The organism is Natrinema altunense, from assembly GCF_000731985.1.
Taxonomy (GTDB): Archaea; Halobacteriota; Halobacteria; order Halobacteriales; family Natrialbaceae; genus Natrinema; species Natrinema altunense.
This window is the reverse complement of the sequence record NZ_JNCS01000001.1, coordinates 123,935-142,393: the sequence shown is the minus strand read 5'-3', so window position 1 is coordinate 142,393 and position 18,459 is coordinate 123,935. Positions and strand designations below refer to the sequence as shown.

General features: G+C 64.6%; 24 protein-coding genes and 2 tRNA genes. 20 read left to right on the top strand and 6 right to left on the bottom strand.

The window, feature by feature from the left end; translation table 11 throughout:
* Positions 1–56 precede the first annotated feature (56 nt).
* The 7 genes from ALTAJ2_RS00785 (at position 57) to ALTAJ2_RS00755 (ending at position 7,239) form a co-directional block, all read left to right on the top strand.
* Entirely contained in the window at positions 57–1,658 is a 1,602-nt protein-coding gene (locus tag ALTAJ2_RS00785; protein WP_007108778.1) for a GTPBP1 family GTP-binding protein, read from the top strand.
* A 164-nt stretch (positions 1,659–1,822) separates the two neighbouring features.
* Positions 1,823–2,518: a TMEM165/GDT1 family protein gene (locus ALTAJ2_RS00780; RefSeq protein WP_007108779.1), complete on the top strand. Its 696-nt coding sequence runs from the start codon at positions 1,823–1,825 to the stop codon at positions 2,516–2,518.
* A 189-nt stretch (positions 2,519–2,707) separates the two neighbouring features.
* Positions 2,708–3,484 carry a pyrroline-5-carboxylate reductase gene (proC, locus tag ALTAJ2_RS00775; RefSeq protein WP_081603342.1) on the top strand — a complete coding sequence of 259 codons (777 nt, stop codon included), beginning with the start codon at positions 2,708–2,710 and terminating at the stop codon, positions 3,482–3,484.
* The gene (proB, locus tag ALTAJ2_RS00770) at positions 3,477–4,310 is read left to right on the top strand and encodes a glutamate 5-kinase (protein WP_007108781.1); all 834 of its coding nucleotides are present in this window, start codon (positions 3,477–3,479) and stop codon (positions 4,308–4,310) included. The genes proC and proB overlap by 8 nt, the downstream gene beginning before the upstream one ends.
* Positions 4,303–5,640: a glutamate-5-semialdehyde dehydrogenase gene (locus tag ALTAJ2_RS00765; protein WP_007108782.1), complete on the top strand. Its 1,338-nt coding sequence runs from the start codon at positions 4,303–4,305 to the stop codon at positions 5,638–5,640. Before proB ends, ALTAJ2_RS00765 begins: the two co-directional genes overlap by 8 nt.
* Positions 5,641–5,938: 298 nt before the next feature.
* Entirely contained in the window at positions 5,939–6,484 is a 546-nt protein-coding gene (locus tag ALTAJ2_RS00760) for a hypothetical protein (RefSeq protein ID WP_007108783.1), read from the top strand.
* 359 nt (positions 6,485–6,843) lie between these two features.
* A complete protein-coding gene (locus ALTAJ2_RS00755) occupies positions 6,844–7,239 on the top strand; it encodes a winged helix-turn-helix transcriptional regulator (protein WP_239647677.1) in 396 nt (131 codons plus the stop codon).
* 87 nt (positions 7,240–7,326) lie between these two features.
* Here the strand turns inward: ALTAJ2_RS00755 and ALTAJ2_RS00750 are convergent, their stop codons facing one another.
* The 4 genes from ALTAJ2_RS00750 to ALTAJ2_RS00735 all read right to left on the bottom strand — a co-directional run bounded on the left by ALTAJ2_RS00750 (position 7,327) and on the right by ALTAJ2_RS00735 (position 9,807).
* Positions 7,327–7,857 carry a hypothetical protein gene (locus ALTAJ2_RS00750; protein WP_007108785.1) on the bottom strand — a complete coding sequence of 177 codons (531 nt, stop codon included), beginning with the start codon at positions 7,855–7,857 and terminating at the stop codon, positions 7,327–7,329.
* 2 nt (positions 7,858–7,859) lie between these two features.
* On the bottom strand, positions 7,860–8,792 hold the full coding sequence (gene mch, locus ALTAJ2_RS00745) for a methenyltetrahydromethanopterin cyclohydrolase (RefSeq protein ID WP_007108786.1): 933 nt from the start codon (positions 8,790–8,792) through the stop codon (positions 7,860–7,862).
* Between the two features lie 188 nt (positions 8,793–8,980).
* On the bottom strand, positions 8,981–9,295 hold the full coding sequence (locus ALTAJ2_RS00740) for a thiamine-binding protein (protein WP_049900086.1): 315 nt from the start codon (positions 9,293–9,295) through the stop codon (positions 8,981–8,983).
* A gap of 158 nt (positions 9,296–9,453) precedes the next feature.
* Complete coding sequence (locus tag ALTAJ2_RS00735) at positions 9,454–9,807, bottom strand: HalOD1 output domain-containing protein (RefSeq protein ID WP_007108788.1); 354 nt, start codon at positions 9,805–9,807, stop codon at positions 9,454–9,456.
* A gap of 338 nt (positions 9,808–10,145) precedes the next feature.
* Here ALTAJ2_RS00735 and ALTAJ2_RS00730 point away from each other — a divergent pair, with 338 nt between their 5' ends.
* Positions 10,146–10,568 (top strand): DUF4112 domain-containing protein, encoded by a 423-nt coding sequence (locus ALTAJ2_RS00730; RefSeq protein WP_007108789.1) that lies wholly within the window; start codon positions 10,146–10,148, stop codon positions 10,566–10,568.
* Positions 10,569–10,658: 90 nt separating this feature from the next.
* Here ALTAJ2_RS00730 and ALTAJ2_RS00725 read toward each other — a convergent pair.
* Positions 10,659–10,729 (bottom strand) — tRNA-Gly (locus ALTAJ2_RS00725).
* A 260-nt stretch (positions 10,730–10,989) separates the two neighbouring features.
* A tRNA-Gly gene (locus tag ALTAJ2_RS00720) sits at positions 10,990–11,060 on the bottom strand.
* Between the two features lie 302 nt (positions 11,061–11,362).
* Between ALTAJ2_RS00720 and ALTAJ2_RS00715 the strand changes: the two genes are divergently transcribed.
* The 12 genes from ALTAJ2_RS00715 to ALTAJ2_RS00660 are packed head-to-tail and all read left to right on the top strand — an operon-like array spanning position 11,363 to position 18,458.
* A complete protein-coding gene (locus ALTAJ2_RS00715; protein WP_007108790.1) occupies positions 11,363–12,268 on the top strand; it encodes a putative RNA uridine N3 methyltransferase in 906 nt (301 codons plus the stop codon).
* A 4-nt stretch (positions 12,269–12,272) separates the two neighbouring features.
* Positions 12,273–13,292, top strand: coding sequence for a 50S ribosomal protein L3 (locus tag ALTAJ2_RS00710; RefSeq protein ID WP_007108791.1), 1,020 nt, complete (start codon positions 12,273–12,275; stop codon positions 13,290–13,292).
* Between the two features lie 3 nt (positions 13,293–13,295).
* Positions 13,296–14,048 (top strand): 50S ribosomal protein L4, encoded by a 753-nt coding sequence (gene rpl4p / locus ALTAJ2_RS00705; RefSeq protein ID WP_007108792.1) that lies wholly within the window; start codon positions 13,296–13,298, stop codon positions 14,046–14,048.
* Positions 14,045–14,299: a 50S ribosomal protein L23 gene (locus tag ALTAJ2_RS00700; protein WP_006185659.1), complete on the top strand. Its 255-nt coding sequence runs from the start codon at positions 14,045–14,047 to the stop codon at positions 14,297–14,299. The genes rpl4p and ALTAJ2_RS00700 overlap by 4 nt, the downstream gene beginning before the upstream one ends.
* Before the next feature lie 2 nt (positions 14,300–14,301).
* Positions 14,302–15,024: a 50S ribosomal protein L2 gene (locus ALTAJ2_RS00695; protein WP_006185658.1), complete on the top strand. Its 723-nt coding sequence runs from the start codon at positions 14,302–14,304 to the stop codon at positions 15,022–15,024.
* Entirely contained in the window at positions 15,021–15,443 is a 423-nt protein-coding gene (locus tag ALTAJ2_RS00690; protein ID WP_007108793.1) for a 30S ribosomal protein S19, read from the top strand. The genes ALTAJ2_RS00695 and ALTAJ2_RS00690 overlap by 4 nt, the downstream gene beginning before the upstream one ends.
* Positions 15,444–15,450: 7 nt before the next feature.
* Positions 15,451–15,930 carry a 50S ribosomal protein L22 gene (locus tag ALTAJ2_RS00685; RefSeq protein WP_007108794.1) on the top strand — a complete coding sequence of 160 codons (480 nt, stop codon included), beginning with the start codon at positions 15,451–15,453 and terminating at the stop codon, positions 15,928–15,930.
* Positions 15,930–16,868, top strand: a complete 939-nt coding sequence (locus ALTAJ2_RS00680) for a 30S ribosomal protein S3 (protein ID WP_007108795.1) — start codon at positions 15,930–15,932, stop codon at positions 16,866–16,868. Before ALTAJ2_RS00685 ends, ALTAJ2_RS00680 begins: the two co-directional genes overlap by 1 nt.
* Positions 16,868–17,098, top strand: a complete 231-nt coding sequence (gene rpmC / locus ALTAJ2_RS00675) for a 50S ribosomal protein L29 (RefSeq protein ID WP_006185654.1) — start codon at positions 16,868–16,870, stop codon at positions 17,096–17,098. The genes ALTAJ2_RS00680 and rpmC overlap by 1 nt, the downstream gene beginning before the upstream one ends.
* Before the next feature lie 15 nt (positions 17,099–17,113).
* Positions 17,114–17,632 (top strand): ribonuclease P protein component 1, encoded by a 519-nt coding sequence (locus ALTAJ2_RS00670; protein WP_007108796.1) that lies wholly within the window; start codon positions 17,114–17,116, stop codon positions 17,630–17,632.
* Positions 17,623–18,060 (top strand): 30S ribosomal protein S17, encoded by a 438-nt coding sequence (locus ALTAJ2_RS00665; protein ID WP_007108797.1) that lies wholly within the window; start codon positions 17,623–17,625, stop codon positions 18,058–18,060. The genes ALTAJ2_RS00670 and ALTAJ2_RS00665 overlap by 10 nt, the downstream gene beginning before the upstream one ends.
* Entirely contained in the window at positions 18,060–18,458 is a 399-nt protein-coding gene (locus ALTAJ2_RS00660; RefSeq protein WP_006180012.1) for a 50S ribosomal protein L14, read from the top strand. Before ALTAJ2_RS00665 ends, ALTAJ2_RS00660 begins: the two co-directional genes overlap by 1 nt.
* The last annotated feature ends 1 nt before the right edge of the window (position 18,459 follow it).

Genomic DNA, 18,459 nt, shown 5'->3' with positions numbered 1-18,459 from the left:
ACAGCTATTGTCAATGTACGGGAAGGCTTTTGCCATGTGATCTACTACCAGCGGGTATGAGCCGTGACCGGGCCCTCCTCGAGCGGGCCCTGGACCGTGGCGAACAGGACGGTGGCAACGTCGAATTCAAAGAGCGATTGTCACGGGACGTCCACCTCGAGGGTGGACGGCGGGAGAGCCTGGCTGCGCAACTCCGACATCGACTTCTTTCGGGCGACGGCGAGGCGACGTACGTGGTTGGCGTCACCGACGACGGCGGTCTCGCCGGTATCGATCCCGAGACGTTTTCCGAGACGATGGACGTCCTCTCGCTGCTCGCCGAGGAGGCCGACGCACACATCGAGGACGTCCAGACCTGGGGGATCAACGAGGGGCTGGTCGGCGTCGCACAGGTTCGGGAGGGCGGCGTCCTCGAGACGGACGACGAACACGTCGTCGTCGGGACGGCCGGCCACGTCGACCACGGAAAGAGTACGCTCGTCGGCTCGCTGGTGACGGGCAAACCGGACGACGGGGACGGTGCGACCCGCGCGTTCCTCGACGTCCAACCCCACGAGGTCGAGCGCGGCCTCTCCGCCGACCTGTCCTACGCCGTCTACGGCTTCGACGACGAGGGGCCGGTCCGAGTCCGGAACCCCGATCGAAAGGCCGACCGCGCCGCGGTCGTCCAGGAGGCCGATCGGCTCGTCTCCTTCGTCGACACCGTCGGCCACGAGCCGTGGCTTCGGACGACGATCCGCGGACTCGTCGGCCAGAAACTCGATTACGGGCTGTTGGTCGTCGCCGCCGACGACGGGCCGACCAGAACGACCCGGGAGCACCTCGGCGTGTTGCTCGCGACCGACCTCCCGACGATCGTCGCGATCACGAAGACCGACACCGTCGACGAGGACCGCGTCGAGGAGGTCGAACGCGAAGTCGAGCGCCTTCTCCGGGAGGTCGACAAGTCGCCGCTTCGGGTCAGCCGCCACGGCGTCAACGCCGCGCTCGAGGAGATCAGCGAACGGGTCGTCCCGATCGTCGAAACCAGCGCGATCACGATGGAGGGCCTGGAGACGCTGGACGAACTGTTCGATCGACTCCCCAAGACCGCTCAGGACACCGGCGAGTTCCGGATGTACGTCGATCGGAGCTACTCGGTTACCGGCGTGGGTGCGGTCGCCTCCGGCACCGTCATGGCCGGCGAAGTCGAGGCCGGCGACGAACTCCTGATCGGTCCGATGGCTGACGGCCGTTTCCAGGAGGTCGAGGTCCGCTCGATCGAGATGCACTACCACCGGGTCGATGCGGCACAAGCCGGCCGGATCGTCGGGATCGCGCTCAAGGGGATCAAAGAGAGCGCCATCGAGCGCGGCATGGTCTTGCTTCCCCGGGACGCCGACCCCGATCCCGTCCGGGAGTTCGAAGCCGAGGTCATGGTGCTCAACCATCCGACCCGGATCGGCGAGGGGTACGAGCCCGTCGTCCACCTCGAGACGATCGGCGAGGCCGCGGCCTTCTACCCCGAAGACGGCCGGCTCCTGCCGGGCGATACGGGCAAGAGCACCGTTCGGTTCAAGTTCCGTCCGTACCTCGTCGAGGAGGGCCAGAAGTTCGTCTTCCGGGAGGGCCGCAGTAAGGGCGTCGGGACGGTCACCGACGTATTCCCGATGGAGTAACCGCCCGGAGTCGCGGGGACGACGCCGGTTTCGGGACCGAGCGGACCGTACGCCCGCTCGTCCTCCAGGTTTTTGATCCATAACACGTATACATTAGACGGGGCTAGCTCGGATATGATCGGTGGCGTCACTGACCGACATCGCTTCCTCACCGTTTTTGACGCATGACTGGCTGGCTCGAGGTGCTCGTCGCCGCGTTCGTCCTGCAGCTGTCGGTGCTCCCCGGCGAGAAGGTCCAGTTTATCATCGCAGGGCTGGCGACCCGGTACGATCCCCGGATCGTGGTCGCCGCCGCGGCGAGTGCGTTCGCCGGCTGGACGGCCCTCGAAATCGGCTTCGGCGCGGCGATTCAAGGCGTCCTCCCACAGGTCTATCTCGATGCGATCACGGCGGGGTTGTTCCTGCTCTTTGCGGTCCTGCTCGTTCGATCGGCACCCGAGGGGAGCCGGCGACCGGCCGTGACGAACGGCGGTGCGGCGACGGCCGCGGAGATCGACGTTTCGATCCGCGGCTACGACCTGCCGCCGTATCTCCGCGGGTTCGTGCCGATCTTCGCCCTGATGGCCGTCGGGGAGTTCGGCGACAAGACCCAGCTCGTCACGATCGGGCTCGCCGTTCAGTACGGTGCTCACCCCGCGATCTGGGCCGGCGAAATGCTCGCGATCGTTCCCGTGAGCGCGGTCAACGCCTATTTCTTCCACAGGTTCTCACACCGCTTCGATGCTAGGCTCGCCCACCTCGCCGGCGCGGGGCTGTTCCTCTTTTTCGGGCTCGATACGGTGTTGCAGATCGGGACCGGCGTCTCGGTCTGGGAGACGATCGTCGACGCGATCACCTCCGTCATCCTCGGGTTCGCTTAAGAAGGCGTCGCGTATCGCCGTGCCGTCCGTCCGCCTCGCGTCGCCCTCTCGATGGGTCGGGTCGCGGAGCCGACGGCAGAGAGGGCGTCTCGCCGCGTTTCTACTCCAACCCGGCCGTACGGCTCGACGCCGCCGGACCGATCGAAACCAAAGTTGGTATGTTCGCCTCGGTTCCTGAACTAAGACAAGATGGTACAGACGAGCGTTATCGGATGCGGAAACATGGGGAGCGCCTTGATAAAGGGGCTCTGGCGGGCCGGGGGTCACACGGTAATCGCGTGTGACCTCGATCCCGACGCCCTCGAGTCGGTCGCCGACTACGTCGACCGCACGACATCGGACGTCTCGGAAGCGGCCGAGTCGGACGTGGTTGTCGTCGCGGTAAAACCGGACATCGTCGGCGCAGTGCTAGACGATCTCGATCTCACCCCGGAGCAGACGCTGATATCCATCGCTGCGGGCGTCTCTACCGACTACGTCGACGCGCGGACCGACGCGAACGTCGTCCGGATCATGCCGAACCTGGCCGCCGAGACGCGCGATATGGCGGCGGCCGTGACCGCCGAGGGCGTCACCGACGAGGTGCGGACACTGCTCGACGACGTCGGCGAGTTCGCCGAGATCGACGAGTCCCAGATGGACATCGCCACCGCGGTCAACGGGAGCGGTCCCGCCTTCGTCTTCTATCTCATTCAGGCGATGGCGGAGGCGGGCGTCGAGGGTGGCCTCGACGAGGGTCACGCCGAAACGCTGGCGGCACAGACGTTCAAAGGCGCGGCAGAGACCGTCCTCCGGTCGGACCGAGACATCGAGGACCTGATCGACGCCGTCTGTTCGCCAAACGGGACGACCATCGAGGGGATGGACGTCCTCTGGGACAGCGACGCCAAAGCGAACGTCGCCGAGGCGGTGGCGGCGGCCGAAGAACGGTCGGCGGAACTGGCGGCCGAATTCAACGATGAGTAAGGGACTCGAGGAGGCGACCGTCACGGCGGCGCGACGGCTCGCGGCCGACGCCGACCGCGTGATCGTCAAGGCCGGGACCAATTCCCTGACCGACGACGACTCGAACCTCGACGACGGGAAACTCGACAAACTCGTCGACGACATCGAGGACCTCCTCTCGCGGGGGAAAGAGGTCATCCTCGTCTCGTCGGGTGCCATCGGCGCGGGGACGGGCCGGATCGAGCAGTCGAGCGGGACCGTCGAGGAGTCGCAAGCGCTCTCGACGGTCGGCCAGAGCCACCTCATGCACCGCTATACCGAGAGCTTCGACCGGTACGACCGGAAAGTGGCTCAACTCCTGCTCACCCAGCACGACCTCGAGAACCCCGGGCGGTTCACGAACCTCCGGAACACCGTCGAGACGTTGCTGGACTGGGGCGTCGTCCCGATCATCAACGAGAACGACGCCGTCGCGACCGAGGAGATCCGGATCGGCGACAACGATATGCTCTCGTCGGCGGCGACCATGGGCGTCGACGCCGACCTGCTTGTCACGCTGACCGACGTCGGCGGCGTCTACACGGGTAACCCGAAGGAAGACGACGACGCCGAGCGCATCGAGGCGGTCGGTACCAACTACGACGAAGTCCAGCGGATCATCGGCGAGACCACGTCCGACGGCTTCGGCGGCATCCAGACGAAAGTCGAGGGCGCACGCGATGTCAGCGAACACGGGATTCCGGCCGTCATCGCGAAGTCCACCGAGCCCGACGTGCTCGAGCGGATCGCTACTGCAAAGCCCGTGGGGACCATATTCGTCCCCATCAACGGTGTGAGCGATGACTGAAACCGACATCGAAGCCGACGTCGAGGAGGCACAACACGCGGCCCTCGAGCTGGCGAAACTCTCCGACGAGGAGCGGACGGCGGCGCTGCACGAGATCGCCGACGCCATCGAGGCCCGAACCGACGAGATCCTCGCCGAAAACGAGACGGACGTCGAGGAGGGCGAGCGGCTGCTCGAGGCCGGCGAGTACACGCAGGCGCTGGTCGACCGACTGAAACTCTCCGCGTCGAAGGTCGAGAGCATCGCCGAGATGGTCCGCAGCGTCGCCGAGCAGGACGACCCGCTGGGTCGGACGCTCTCGGCCAGGGAACTCGACGACGACCTCGAACTCTACAAGGTCGCCGTCCCGATCGGCGTCGTCGGAACGGTCTTCGAGTCTCGCCCCGACGCGCTCGTCCAGATCGCCGCGCTCGGCCTGAAGTCGGGGAACGCGGTCATCCTCAAGGGCGGCAGCGAGGCGCTGCATTCGAACCGCATCCTCTTCGAGATCATCGCGGACGCCGCGGCCGACGCCGACATCCCGGACGGCTGGGCCCAGCACATCGAGGCCCGCGAGGACGTCGATGCGCTGCTCGAGATGGACGAGTCGATCGACCTCCTCATGCCGCGGGGGAGTTCCGAATTCGTCAGCTACATCCAGGACAACACGAGCATCCCCGTGTTGGGCCACACGGAGGGGATCTGCCACGTCTACGTCGACGACGCGGCCGACCTCTCGATGGCCGAAGACATCGCCTACGACGCCAAGGTCCAGTATCCAGCGGTGTGCAACGCCGTCGAGACCCTGCTGGTCCACGAGGACGTCGCCGAGGCGTTCCTACCGGCGATCGCCGACCGCTACGAGACCGCCGACGTCGAGATCCGCGGCGACGAAGCCACTCGCGAGATCGTCGACGTCGCGGCCGCGACCGCGGCCGACTGGGACACCGAGTACGGCGATCTGATCGTCTCCGTCAAGGTGGTCGACTCGCTCGAGGCCGTGATCGATCACGTCACGACCCACGGCTCGAAGCACACGGAATCGATCGTCACCGAGGACGCCGACCGCGCGAGTACGTTCATGCGCAGCATCGACTCCGCGAGCGTCTTCCACAACGCCTCGACCCGCTTTGCCGACGGCTATCGGTTCGGGCTCGGCGCGGAGGTCGGCATCAGTACCGGCAAGATCCACGCCCGCGGCCCCGTCGGGCTCGAGGGACTGACGACGTACAAGTACCATCTCGAAGGCGACGGACAACTCGTCGCAACCTACGCCGGCGAGGACGCCAAACCGTACACCCACGACGAGTTCGACGGCGACTGGGTTCCCGGCTGCCTGTCCGAGGAGTAATCGGTTCCGTTGTTGGTTTATGTATGCAAAGTAGTATGGATAGTGATTGGTAGTACGGTTGGCAGAAAAATGAACCCGATAGTGGTCGACGAACCGAACCCGTATAGCTGGTTTCACCGACGAGAGAGAACCATCTTTCAATCTATGGGTCCTGCGGTAATAGAGATCGAGTAACCGACTCGTAACCCGATTTCTACTGTGTTACCGTACACCCGGTAACACATCATTCAGATACCCTTTTTCGCTTCGTCGGTGTCTGTCGTACTGTACGGAGCAGTCGCTCCGTGCAGTGAACACAATGAATAAAATAACAGACACACTCCGGCTCGCGCTCATCGCCGCGATCGGTATCGGACTCATCGTGGGGATGGCCGGACCGGTAACTGCACAGGACGACGAGGATGACACGGACGACAATGGCGTGGACACCGCCAATGGCGTCGATTTCGAAGAGAACGGCGTCGAACTCGATGCCACGTCCGATAGTATCGAATTCGAAGACAACGACGGTACCGACCTCGAGATCGATTCGGACGGCAACATCGACTTGGAGACGCCTGAGGGTGTCGATCTCGAAACGACCGACGACGGCTACGAACTCGACGGTGCTGGTCTCGATTACGAGGGCGAAGGTGACGCCGATATCGAGACCCAGACCGACGACGGCGAGGATGTCGAGTTCGAAGTTAGCGACGGTTCGGTCGAAGACTTCGCCGTCGGAGACACGGAGATGGAAATGTCCGATAATTCCTTCGAGTACGAGACTGAAAACGTCGACCTCGAAGTCGAAGACGGGACGGTCGAACTCGAGACCGAGTCCACCGACCTCGAAGAGGAACTGTAACCCGACACCTCCCTTTTCCTTTTGACTGTCGGCGACCGTTCGCGGGGAGCCGGGAGTACTGTTTCCGCCGACACGAATTATTTACGGCCCCTCATGCTGAGATTTATAACCAGTCTTTCGGAGTGTCCGATCGTATGTATCCAGTATACTACATCGCCGCGGAGTCTGCGTTACCGCCGGTATTGGCGCGGCCAACTCGGGGTTACGGGAGTCGTTTTCGCTGACCTCTATCCGGAGCGAATTGACGGAGACAAGGGCTAATACGCTACCCGATTGACTGGGCGCTCAGGGACGCTATTCGTGAACTGCCGTTTCGAGAACGGAGTCGTCCGGATGCCAACGTCCCTTGATAGGTAACTATGAGAGACAACCTCCGACGGATGATCGATCAGCATAGTGATGAGCCCTGGTGTCCGGTGACGGCTACGATCCAGATAATGGGGAACAAGTGGGACCCGGTGGTCATCTATCGGTTATTGGAACACGGTCCTCTCCGGTTCAGTGACCTGAAAAAGTCGACCAGCGGCATCTCGAGCAAGTCGCTCTCGAAGTCGCTCAAGACGCTCGAGGAGAATCACCTGATCGAACGGACGGTCGTCAGCGAACGGCCCCATCACGTCATGTACAGATTGACCGATCACGGCGAGGCAATCGAGCCGGTCATTCGCGCGATGGAAGACTGGGGCGACGAGTACCTCTGCTCGATGATCAAAGAGACGAAACACGGCCAGGAACCGACGGAGCGTGACCCCTGATGCGGGCCGGAGTCATGGCGTTTCGTCGCAGTAACCGGACATCGGTGTCGCTCCGGGCTTTTCGCGCCCTCGAGATACTACCGCAGTTCACGTCTCGGATGCCCGTATCGACCGGTATCCGGCCCGGTCTCGCTCGGCCAGATCGAACATCACGGCCCACCCGAGGAGCCGTTCGATCCGTTCGCGTCGGTGCTCCGTGGCGCGACTCGGTCGCGTTCGGTCTTCAGCCCGTCGTTGCTCCCGGACCGCATCGACGACTTCCTCGACCGTCCGTGGGCCGTCGGCCCGCTCGAGGACGGTCAGTACCGTTTCGGCCCCGTAGACGCGTTCGCGAAACGCCCGCCCGAGTTCCTCCCGGTCACGGTCGTCCGGAGTGTCCGACTCGGTGCCCGAACTCGCGTCGCGACGGCGAAAGCCCGCCGGTTCCTCGCTCGCGACCTCGAGCGCGCGCAGGAAGGTGAGCCACGTCGCCGCCGTCTCGCGGGTCTCGAGGGGCGTCTCGTCGACGAGTCGCTGACAACAGTCGTCGACGGCACCGGCGGTCGCGGGGAGTGCTCGCCGGACCGTCGCGAGGAGCGTGCGGTCCGCGGGCGGTTCCGGAACCGGTTTGAACTGCACGACTACAGTCCGAAGGAGTCGACGAGGAGGTCTTCGTCCGTCTCGCCGTGGACGTACGTCGGACCGCCGACCACGTCGACCGTCACCGAGGCGGGCGCGAAGAGATCCGAAGGCACCTCCGAAAAGTCCCAGTCGAGGTCGTCGAAGATCGCACCGAACGGGCGGCCGTGGTCCGCGGCGGCCGTGGACGGTACCGAGTCGAAACGGTCGCTGTCCTCCCGGACGGTGAGATGCGCTCGCCCGCCGTAGGCGATGGCGTCGTTCGTCCGGGCGATGGCCGTCCGTTCGTCGCCCGCGACGGGCGCGACCGGCGCGCGACCGGTCGCGGAGATGATGTCGAGGGGGTCGTAGCCGAGTTCGGCGAGTCGGAACGTCGCGAGTTCGGCGGCACGGGCGGCGTTCGTGATGCTGCCGGCGAGGCTCGCGGTCGGATAGGCGAGCAGGAAGACGCTGCTCGTCTCGACCTCGGCGCGCTCGGCGACGTGCTCGGCGACGGATTCGGTCGGGTCCGCATCCGTCTCGATCGCCAGTGCCGTCAGATCGAAGGCGTCGGTGTAGCCGATGCGGCGGAACTCCTCCTCTTCGGCCACCAACGCCCGGGCGGGACCGCTGCCGAGTCCCTCGAAGTCCTCGGTCAGCACCTCCCAACCGGCCTTCTGGGAACAGAGCAACGAGAGCGCCGGCTGGTCCGTCGATAGCTCGACGTAGGGTACCGAGGCGTCGCCGAGTTCGCCGAGTTCGTAGCTCGGCGTCGCCATCCCCGCGGTCTGTATCTCGGTCAACAGCAGCCCCGATTCGATCCCGCCGTCGAACTCGAGCCCGAAGTCGAGCACCGTCGCGTCGTTTTCGAGGTCGTAGCCGCCGATATTCAACTCCTCGGCATAGTCGAGGGCCTCGTCGACCAGCTCGATCGCCATGCGATTGAGACTTTCCATGCCCCGTGGTTCAGCCTCCGTGGTAAAACCGTTTGTCCGTTGGCGTCTGACCGACGTCTGACACGAGTTGCACCCGTGCGGCGACGGTACAGCCGCGGTTTCGAGCGTCCCCGTCGGTGACGCCGCCTCGCCCGTCGCGGGCGACCCCCAGCGGGGCTATCAGCGAATGCGTCAGCGCGCGGGGGTTGTCAGGCGTCGCGATTAGTGGCTGGCCGTCCGAGGTGCTCTTCGACGACCGTGACCTTCTCCGAGGCGTCGATGTCCCGCGTCCGTTTGTCGTCGATTTTCAGGACCGTGCTCACTCGATCACCATCAACGGCGTCGTGGGCCGCCTGTGCGGCCGCGAAGAGTTCGTCGGTCGTTTCGGTTTCGATTACCGTCCCCATCGGATTCGTCTCGTAGGAGACGTCGAACCCCTCGAGCGCCTCGACTGCCTTCGCGACCTCGCCGGCCATGCTGTCCTCGATTACCGGTGCTACGCTCAATAGTGCGACGACCGTCATAGTGTGTGTTGATGGGCGACAGGACGTAAAACCGTTTCATACCGACCGCAGTTCCCGCGGTGACAGCGCGGTTTGTGTGGTCGCATCGCTCACGGCCCGTGAAACGGTCGGTGGAAAACGATCAGGGTGACTGCGTGCGGGAGGTGACTGACGCGACGTCAGTTCGTGGTCGGCGTTCCGGGCGTCTCCGCGGGCGGGTAGATGATGACGTCGCCGTTCGCGTAGACGTACACCTCGTGCTCCAGGGCAGTGAAGGCGATGTGCCCCCCCGTTCGTTCCGTTCCGTCGGCTTTCTTGCTGAAGATACGGTCGAGCGCGTCCGGGTCGACGCTGTCGTACAGGGAGAACTCCCCCTGGGAGACGTCGGTGTCCGCGATCGACGAGAGTGCGTGGACGATCGTCGTCGTAATCGTCGCGGTGCCGTCGGTATCGTGGTGGAAGACGTAGCGGTCGTTGGGCTGGTCGTACTGGAGATCGTCGGTGCCGTCCGCGGGTGTAAGTTCAGTCTGCATTGCTATGTCTGATCGTTCAATCGTGTATTGTATCGTAGTTACTCGCGGTATAAAAGCTACTCGGCACCAGAAAAAGACGGGATCTGTGAAATTAGTGTTTCCGTGAATGCGGCCGGCAAACACCCGTTGCGCAGTCTATCACGATCGGTCATCCCGCGGTCCGGTCGGCTCCGTCGGTGATGGTCGGAATAACACGGGCTTTTGCGACGCAATCAATCGTTTCCATCCCGTTGGCTCGTGCTTTCGGCCGGTTCGGCTCTAGGCGGCGCGAACCGAACGGTCGACCGCTTGCCACGGCCGCCCACGAGCTTATCCACGCACGCGCCGGATCAACAATAATGGGAAGCAAGACCCGTTCGGAATTCGAGGCGCTCGAGAACGACCTCCCCGCGACGGTCGATGGGGCGGCGATCAAGCGCATGCGCGTCGTCGCACACGCCCTCGACGAAGGGTTCCGCGTACCGGGCACGGACGTCAGGGTCGGTCTCGATCCGATCGTCGGCATCCTTCCCGGAGCGGGCGACGCCGCTGCGGCGGTCGCCTCGCTGTATCTCGCCGCCGAATCCGCCCGACTGGGCGTCTCCCAATCGACGCTGCTTCGCATGCTCGCGAACATCGGCATCGACACCGTCATCGGTTCCGTCCCCGTCCTCGGCGTCGCCTTCGACGCCGTCTGGAAGGCCAACAAGCGAAACCTGAAACTCGCACTTACCGACCTCGCCGACGAAGGTGACGGGGCGGATACCGTCGCTCTCGAGTAGCGCAGCGACTCGACCGTCCACCACATCGTCCGTTCCGGCACACCTCGCGACGCGCCATCACGGTCGCTCGCGGGCTTGTCTTCGGAGAAGTGCGCTGGCTGGGATTTGAACCCAGGTTGTGACCATGGCAAGGTCACGTGATACCACTACACTACCAGCGCGCTCGATCGGCACCGTGCCGTTGGACACTCCGTCTCGAGTGTATCCGAACGATCGCGCCACCGCTATTTATATATAACGAACCTCGAACGAGCGCCTCGCCGTGTGCCTGGTCGCGAACCGATTCCTCCCGTTCCGGGCGGAGTGACGGTGGGCCGACGATAGCCGAGACTCGACCGCCAGTTTGCTCCAAGCTCATACGCTGAGAGATCCGAAACGGTAGCACATATGCGGTGCTCGGTCGGAGTGATCGTCGAAGAAGTGCGCTGGCTGGGATTTGAACCCAGGTTGTGACCATGGCAAGGTCACGTGATACCACTACACTACCAGCGCCCTGCTGCACTCATATCTACTGCCGGATGGATGTATAAGGGTTGCGAATCGACCCGACATCGGCATGCCGCGGCATGCCGGTTTTCGAGTCCCCGGACCGACGAACGACGTCGTACAGCGGCAATATCGTCCGCATCGATCGGAGACGGTCGCGATCAGTCACCGAGGGAGAGTGTGTGTCCGTTCGGCACGAATTCGTGGGTGAGAGGCGTTGACAGCCGGAATCGAATCCGCTATTCTTTTAAGACCCTCTCCGCAATACATCGCTACAGTCTAGTGACGCGGCGCCGAAGCGTATCGGCATGACTGTCAGCGTACTCGTGCCGTCGTCGCTCAGCCGGGAAGCCGAAGACAAACGCGAGGCAACTCGTAAACTCGGATACGTCGCCCGCGCGGCGACGATCTTCCGGGCTGATCGCTTGGTCGTCTATCCCGATCGGGATGGGGAAACCGGGCAGTTCGACGGCGGGTTCGTACAAACCGTGTTGCGGTACGCCGCAACGCCCCCATACCTCCGCAACGAGGCATGGGGGATGCGGGACGAACTGGAGTACGCGGGCGTCTTGCCGCCGCTCCGCGCCATGTCACAGACCGGCTCCGAATCTACCGGTTCGGGGTCGTCAAGACAAGGAATCGTGACCGAGGTCGGACCTGAAGGGCGCGTCCGGGTCAATTGCGGACTGCAACACCCGATCTCCCTCAACGTACCGCCGAAAATGGCGGTCGAAGAGGGGGAGCGCGTGACCGTCAGGATCTCTTCGCGACGACCGGTCCGGGCGAAGCTCGTCGACGAGCCCCTCCCGGGGCTTTCGATCGAGCAGACGGACCTGCAGGCAGCACTCGGCCGTGAGGATGCCGGCGTCCGTATCGCAGCCTCCCGATTCGGTGATGAACTCACCGTCGGGCGACTCGAGACGCTGGCCGGACGCGTCCAGCGCGACGGGATGACCGTCGCCTTCGGCGCGCCCGAGAGAGGGCTGCCGGCTATCCTCGGAATCGAGGAATCGGCCATCGAACCGTCGTCCGGACAAGACGACGCGATCGAACCGTCGTCCGACCGGGATGACGCAGCCGATAACGGAGTCGAACCCACCGCCGATCCGGGGTTCGACCTCTGGCTAAACACGGTTCCGGATCAGGGAAGCGAGGTCATCCGAACGGAGGAGGCTCTGTTCGCGACGCTCGCTCCCCTCTCACTGAGAGAGTGATAGAATGCCACAAGCAAATACACCACGCAAAGGCTCACTCGGGTTCGGCCCACGACAGCGTGCGACCAGCGAGGTCCCACGTTTCAACTCGTGGCCGGACGACGACGGACAGCCGACGCTCCAGGGCTTCGCGGGCTACAAGGCCGGCATGACCCACGTCGTCATGGTCGACGATAAATCGAACTCGCCGACCGAAGGGATGGAACAGACCGTCCCCGTGACGATCGTGGAGACGCCGCCGATGCGCGCCGTCGCGCTGCGAGCGTACGAAGACACGCCGTACGGTATGAAGCCGATAACCGAGGTCTGGACCGACGAGTTCGTTCCCGAACTCGATCGCGTTCTGGACCTTCCCGGTGACGAGTACGACACCGACGCCGCCACGGACGAGCTCCGTGGCCTCCAGGAGGAGGGTCGCGTCGACGACGTTCGCGTCATCACCCACACGGTTCCGGGGGACGTTCCCTCGGTTCCGAAGAAGAAACCGGACGTGATGGAAACGCGCGTCGGCGGCGGTTCCGTCGACGACCGCGTCGACTTCGCCCTCGAGATCATCGAGGACGGCGGCGAACACGTCATGAACGACGTGTTCCGCGCCGGCGAGTACGTCGACGCAAGCGGTGTCACGAAAGGGAAAGGGACGCAGGGCCCCGTCAAGCGATGGGGCGTCCAGAAGCGCAAGGGCAAACACGCCCGCCAGGGCTGGCGTCGCCGCATCGGCAACCTCGGCCCCTGGAACCCGTCCCGCGTCCGCTCGACGGTCCCCCAGCAGGGGCAGACCGGCTACCACCAGCGGACGGAACTGAACAAGCGCCTCGTCGACATCGGCGACGGCGCGGACGCGACGGTCGACGGCGGCTTCGTCAACTACGGCGAAGTCGACGGGCCACACGCGTTGATCAAGGGCTCGCTCCCCGGGCCACAGCAGCGTCTCGTACGCTTCCGCCCGGCGATCCGACCCGGAGACCAGCCGCGCCTCGATCCCGAGGTGCGCTACGTCTCCACCGCATCCAACCAGGGATAACACATGGACGCAACAGTACGAAACCTGGACGGCTCGGACGCGGACACGATCGAGCTCCCGGCGGTCTTCGAGACCCAGTACCGCCCGGACCTGATCGCTCGTGCCGTTCGCGCCGCCCAGGCAAACCGAAAACAGGACTACGGTGCCGACGAGTTCGCCGGCCTTCGAACCCCGGCCGAATCGTTCGGTAGCGGCCGCGGGATGGCCCACGTTCCACGACAGGAGGGTCGCGCTCGACGCGTCCCCCAGGCCGTCAAAGGACGCAAGGCACACCCGCCGAAAGCCGAGAAGGACCAGTCCGCATCGATCAACACGAAAGCAAAGAAACTGGCCGTCCGCAGCGCCGTCGCTGCGACGACCGACGCCGAACTCGTCGCCGAGCGCGGCCACGAGTTCGACGAGGACGCCGAGATTCCCGTCGTCGTCGACGACGAGTTCGAGGACCTCCAGAAGACCCGCGAGGTCGTCGACTTCCTCGAGGCAGCCGGCCTCGCGGACGACATCGAACGCGCCGACGAGGGTCGCAGCGTCCGGTCCGGGCAGGGGAAAGCCCGCGGCCGCAAGTACAAGACGCCGACGTCGATCCTCTTCGTCACCTCCAGTGAGGCCGGCCCGTCCCGTGCGGCCCGGAACCTCGCCGGTGCCGACGTGACGACGGCCGCCGAGGTCAACGCGGAGGATCTCGCGCCCGGCGCACAGCCGGGACGACTCACCGTCTGGACCGAGAGCGCACTCGAGGAGGTGGCTGACCGATGAGTTCGGTCATCGAACACCCCCTCGTGACCGAGAAGGCGATGAACGACATGGACTTCGAGAACAAGCTCCAGTTCGTCGTCAACACGGACGCGACCAAGCCCGAAATTCGGGACGAGGTCGAAGAGCGGTTCGAGATCTCGGTCCGGAACGTCAACACGCAGGTAACGATGAAGGGTAAAAAGAAAGCGATCGTCCGCCTCTCCGAGGAGGACGACGCACAGGAAGTCGCTTCGCGAATCGGGGTGTTCTGAGAATGGGACGACGCATTCAAGGACAACGACGCGGTCGCGGGACCTCCACGTTCCGTGCCCCGTCGCACCGATACAAGGCGGACCTCGAGCACAAGAAAGAGGAGGACGACGACATCGTCCGCGGGACGGTCGTCGACATCGAACACGACCCGGCCCGATCCGCGCCGATCGCCGCCGTCGAGTTCGAGGACGGCGACCAGCGTCTGATCCTCGCGCCGGAAGGCATCACCGTCGGTGAGGAGTTGCAGGTCGGCGTCTCTGCCGAGATCAAGCCCGGCAACACGCTCCCGCTCGCGGAGATTCCCGAAGGCGTGCCGGTTTGTAACGTCGAGTCGAACCCGGGCGACGGCGGCCGATTCGCCCGCGCCTCGGGGACGAACGCGGACCTGATCACCCACGACCGCAACGCGGCGGTCATCCAGCTTCCCAGCGGCGAGGTCAAGCGCCTCGACCCGCAGTGTCGAGCGACTATCGGCGTCGTCGCCGGTGGCGGCCGAACTGAGAAGCCGATGGTCAAGGCAGGGAACAAGTATCACAAGATGAAGGCTCGGGGCACGAAGTGGCCTCGCGTCCGCGGTGTCGCGATGAACGCCGTCGACCACCCGTTCGGTGGTGGCGGCCGCCAACACCCCGGCAAACCCAAGTCCGTCTCGCGGGACGCCCCGCCGGGACGGAAAGTCGGTGACATCGCCTCCCGGAGCACCGGTCGAGGTGGCAACAAATGAGTCAGGAGTACCGAACCGGCCGTGAAGGTGAGTTCACCTACCGCGGCCACACGCTCGAGGAGCTGCAGGACATGGAGCTCGACGAAGTCGTGGAACTGCTCCCCGCACGACAGCGGCGAAGTATCCAGCGCGGTCTCTCCGTCGAGAAGGAGAAGCTTCTCGAGGAGGCCCGCGAGAAGGGCGAAGAAGAGACGGCGAACGACCCGATTCGAACGCACCTGCGGGATATGCCGATCCTGCCGGAGTTCGTTGGGATGACCTTCGAGGTCTACAACGGACAGGCGTTCGAACGCGTGCGCGTCGAACCCGAAATGATCGGCCACTACCTCGGCGAGTTCCAGCTGACGCGGACCTCGGTCGAACACGGACAGGCCGGTATCGGCGCGACCCGATCGTCGAAGTTCGTCCCACTGAAGTGATCCACGTATGGGAATCAACTACTCAGTCGACGCCGATCCCGACGCGACGGCGAAAGCCATGCTTCGGGAGCGTCATATGAGCAACAAGCACAGCAAGGAGGTCGCACGCGAGATCAAGGGCCGAACCGTCGGCGAGGCCCAGGCGTACCTTCAGGACGTAATCGACGAGACCCAGTCGGTGCCGTTCAAGTCCCACAACGCCGGTGCCGGACACCGCTCCGACATCGACGGCTGGGACGCCGGCAAGTACCCCGAGAAGGTCTCCAATGAGTTCCTCGATCTGCTCGAGAACGTCGAAGCCAACGCGGATCATCAGGGCTTCGACGGCGAATCCATGGAGATCGTCCACGTCGCCGCCCACAAGGTCGGCGAGTCCGTGGGCCGCAAGCCCCGCGCGATGGGGCGTGCCTCCTCGTGGAACACGCCGCAGGTCGACGTCGAGATCGTCGTCGAAGAAGTCGACGAGGACGAAGCAGGTGATAGCTAATGGCTGACGAACACCAATTCATCGAGAACGGCCTGCAGCGGTCCCAGATCGACGAGTTCTTCCAGGAAGAACTCGGCCGTGCGGGCTACGGTGGTATGGACGTCGCCAAGACGCCGATGGGAACTCAGATCGTCCTCAAGGCCGAGAAGCCGGGGATGGTCATCGGCAAAGGCGGCGAGAACATTCGGAAGGTCACGACGGCCCTCGAGGACCGATTCAACCTCGAGGACCCGCAGATCGACGTCCAGGAGGTCGAAGAACCCGACCTCAACGCACGGATCGTCGCGGACCGACTGGCCAACGCACTCGAGCGTGGCTGGTACTTCCGGAAGGCCGGTCACACGACGATCGACCGGATCATGGAAGCCGGCGCGCTCGGCGCGGAGATCGTCCTGTCCGGGAAGGTCACCGGTGCGCGATCGCGCGTCGAGAAGTTCAACCGCGGCTACATCAAGCACAACGGCGAGCCCGCAGAGGAGGTCGTCGACCACGGCCAGGGCGTCGCGGTCATGAAGCTCGGCACCATCGGTGTCGACGTCAAGATCATCCCGCCGGGTGCGGAACTGCCCGACGACTTCGAGGTCAGCGAAGACATGGACCCGGAGGAAGTCGTTCCGGACGCCGTCGAAGTCAACGAGGCCGAGGGCGTCGAGGAACTCCTCGAGGGCGAACCCGAGGAGGGCGACGCGGATGCCGAGGCTGCGGCTGCGGAGGCCGCCGACGCCGACACCGAGGCCGACCTCGACGAGGACATCGTCGAGGAGGTCATCGAGGAAGAGGTCGACGCCGACGAGGAGTTCGACGAGGTCGAGGTCCCCGGCGGCGACGAAGACGTCGAGGAAGAACTCGAGGAACTCGAGGAAGACGTCGAAGCGGAGGCCGAGGAACTCGTCGAGGAGATGGAAGACGAGGACGCAGACGAGGGAGGTGACGCCTGATGGCGATCCTCCACGTCGAGGAGATCCGCGACATGACGCCCGCAGAGCGGGCGGAAGAACTCGAGGAACTCGAGACGGAACTGCTGAACGCGAAGTCCGTCCTCGCGGCCGGTGGGGCCCCGGAGAACCCGGGCCGTATCGGCGAGTTGGGTCGCACCATCGCGCGAATCAAGACGATTCAGCGCGAAGAGGGCGACCTCGACGACGAAGTCGAAGCGGACGCCGAATAACACAACCACACACCAATGGCACTGACACCCGAGACCCTGCCGCGACACGAACTCAACGGCCTTCCCGTCCGCGTCGTCGAGAGCGACGACGCCTCGCGGGTGGGGCTGGCGGGGCGCGTCGTCATCGAGACGACGAAGACCCTCTCCATCGAGGTTCGACGCGACGGCGAGTCTCGGGTCGTGATGGTGCCGAAATCGGGCTCGACGTTCGAGTTCGCGATCACAGATGACGCCGCCGACGACCGTCGAGGGACCCTCGATGGCTTCCCGGACGAGATCCGGGAACCCGAGAAGGGGTCGGGGACTGCGTCCAAACTGGCCAACACTGAACCCGCCGGGGACACCGAGGATCGATCCTCGTCCGCGGCGGACCGAGCCGGCGGCGATGCCGCCGACTGTCGCGACGACGTCCCCTCACGGGATCGCCGTCGCGCTGCTGGCGAGGACGTAGCCTACGTTACGGTCGATGGATCGCGGCTGCTCTCACGACCCGCCCGACGCACGGAAACGAGTGGTGACTCACCATGGCAATAGGACTAGACGTTGAAACCCCTCCGGAACCAGAGAACCCGGAGGAATACGACTACGAGAAGTGTCCGTTCTACGGCGAACTCTCCGTTCGAGGGCAGATCCTCGAAGGGACGGTCGTCTCGACGGACATGGACAAGACCGTAGTCGTCGAGCGAGAGTACGATGTGGCGGTCCCGAAGTACGACCGACACATGAAACGACGCTCGCGCATCCCGGCACACGTACCGGGCGTGCTCGAGCCGCTCTCGGTCGGTGACACGGTCAAGATCGCAGAGACCCGACCACTGTCGAAGACGAAATCGCACGTGGTCGTCGAAGTAACCGAAGAAGCAACCGCGGAGGACCTCGCAGAGCTGACGAGCCAGGCCGAGCCTGAGCCGGCGCTCTCCGACGAGGACCTCGCCGCGGCTGCAGACGAGGGTGATCAGTGATGGAGGCGATGAAGGCCGACGTCACGCAGGGCCTGAAAAAGGGCTCGCTGGTCACGTGTGCCGACAACACCGGCGCGCGCGAACTGAAGGTCATCAGCGTCGCGGGCTACCACGGCACCAAGAACCGCCAGCCGAAGGCGGGGATCGGTGACAAGGTGACCGTCTCGGTCACCAAGGGTACCCCCGAGATGCGCCGACAGGTCCTCGAGGCCGTCGTCGTCCGCCAGCGGAAGTCGATCCGTCGGCCCGACGGCACGCGGCTGAAGTTCGAGGACAACGCGGCGGTCATCATCGATGAGAACGAGGAGCCCCGCGGCACGGAGATCAAGGGGCCGATCGCCCGCGAAGTCGCAGAGCGCTTCGGAGCAATCGCCAGCACGGCGACGATGATCGTATAGA

Excerpts from the sequence above, each read along its gene's own strand:
- ALTAJ2_RS00785 (WP_007108778.1), top strand. The coding sequence starts at position 57 with ATGAGCCGTGACCGGGCCCTCCTCGAGCGGGCCCTGGACCGTGGCGAA.
- ALTAJ2_RS00780 (WP_007108779.1), top strand. The coding sequence starts at position 1,823 with ATGACTGGCTGGCTCGAGGTGCTCGTCGCCGCGTTCGTCCTGCAGCTG.
- proC (WP_081603342.1), top strand. The coding sequence starts at position 2,708 with ATGGTACAGACGAGCGTTATCGGATGCGGAAACATGGGGAGCGCCTTG.
- proB (WP_007108781.1), top strand. The coding sequence starts at position 3,477 with ATGAGTAAGGGACTCGAGGAGGCGACCGTCACGGCGGCGCGACGGCTC.
- ALTAJ2_RS00765 (WP_007108782.1), top strand. The coding sequence starts at position 4,303 with ATGACTGAAACCGACATCGAAGCCGACGTCGAGGAGGCACAACACGCG.
- ALTAJ2_RS00760 (WP_007108783.1), top strand. The coding sequence starts at position 5,939 with ATGAATAAAATAACAGACACACTCCGGCTCGCGCTCATCGCCGCGATC.
- ALTAJ2_RS00755 (WP_239647677.1), top strand. The coding sequence starts at position 6,844 with ATGAGAGACAACCTCCGACGGATGATCGATCAGCATAGTGATGAGCCC.
- mch (WP_007108786.1), bottom strand. The coding sequence starts at position 8,792 with ATGGAAAGTCTCAATCGCATGGCGATCGAGCTGGTCGACGAGGCCCTC.
- ALTAJ2_RS00740 (WP_049900086.1), bottom strand. The coding sequence starts at position 9,295 with ATGACGGTCGTCGCACTATTGAGCGTAGCACCGGTAATCGAGGACAGC.
- ALTAJ2_RS00735 (WP_007108788.1), bottom strand. The coding sequence starts at position 9,807 with ATGCAGACTGAACTTACACCCGCGGACGGCACCGACGATCTCCAGTAC.
- ALTAJ2_RS00730 (WP_007108789.1), top strand. The coding sequence starts at position 10,146 with ATGGGAAGCAAGACCCGTTCGGAATTCGAGGCGCTCGAGAACGACCTC.
- ALTAJ2_RS00715 (WP_007108790.1), top strand. The coding sequence starts at position 11,363 with ATGACTGTCAGCGTACTCGTGCCGTCGTCGCTCAGCCGGGAAGCCGAA.
- ALTAJ2_RS00710 (WP_007108791.1), top strand. The coding sequence starts at position 12,273 with ATGCCACAAGCAAATACACCACGCAAAGGCTCACTCGGGTTCGGCCCA.
- rpl4p (WP_007108792.1), top strand. The coding sequence starts at position 13,296 with ATGGACGCAACAGTACGAAACCTGGACGGCTCGGACGCGGACACGATC.
- ALTAJ2_RS00700 (WP_006185659.1), top strand. The coding sequence starts at position 14,045 with ATGAGTTCGGTCATCGAACACCCCCTCGTGACCGAGAAGGCGATGAAC.
- ALTAJ2_RS00695 (WP_006185658.1), top strand. The coding sequence starts at position 14,302 with ATGGGACGACGCATTCAAGGACAACGACGCGGTCGCGGGACCTCCACG.
- ALTAJ2_RS00690 (WP_007108793.1), top strand. The coding sequence starts at position 15,021 with ATGAGTCAGGAGTACCGAACCGGCCGTGAAGGTGAGTTCACCTACCGC.
- ALTAJ2_RS00685 (WP_007108794.1), top strand. The coding sequence starts at position 15,451 with ATGGGAATCAACTACTCAGTCGACGCCGATCCCGACGCGACGGCGAAA.
- ALTAJ2_RS00680 (WP_007108795.1), top strand. The coding sequence starts at position 15,930 with ATGGCTGACGAACACCAATTCATCGAGAACGGCCTGCAGCGGTCCCAG.
- rpmC (WP_006185654.1), top strand. The coding sequence starts at position 16,868 with ATGGCGATCCTCCACGTCGAGGAGATCCGCGACATGACGCCCGCAGAG.
- ALTAJ2_RS00670 (WP_007108796.1), top strand. The coding sequence starts at position 17,114 with ATGGCACTGACACCCGAGACCCTGCCGCGACACGAACTCAACGGCCTT.
- ALTAJ2_RS00665 (WP_007108797.1), top strand. The coding sequence starts at position 17,623 with ATGGCAATAGGACTAGACGTTGAAACCCCTCCGGAACCAGAGAACCCG.
- ALTAJ2_RS00660 (WP_006180012.1), top strand. The coding sequence starts at position 18,060 with ATGGAGGCGATGAAGGCCGACGTCACGCAGGGCCTGAAAAAGGGCTCG.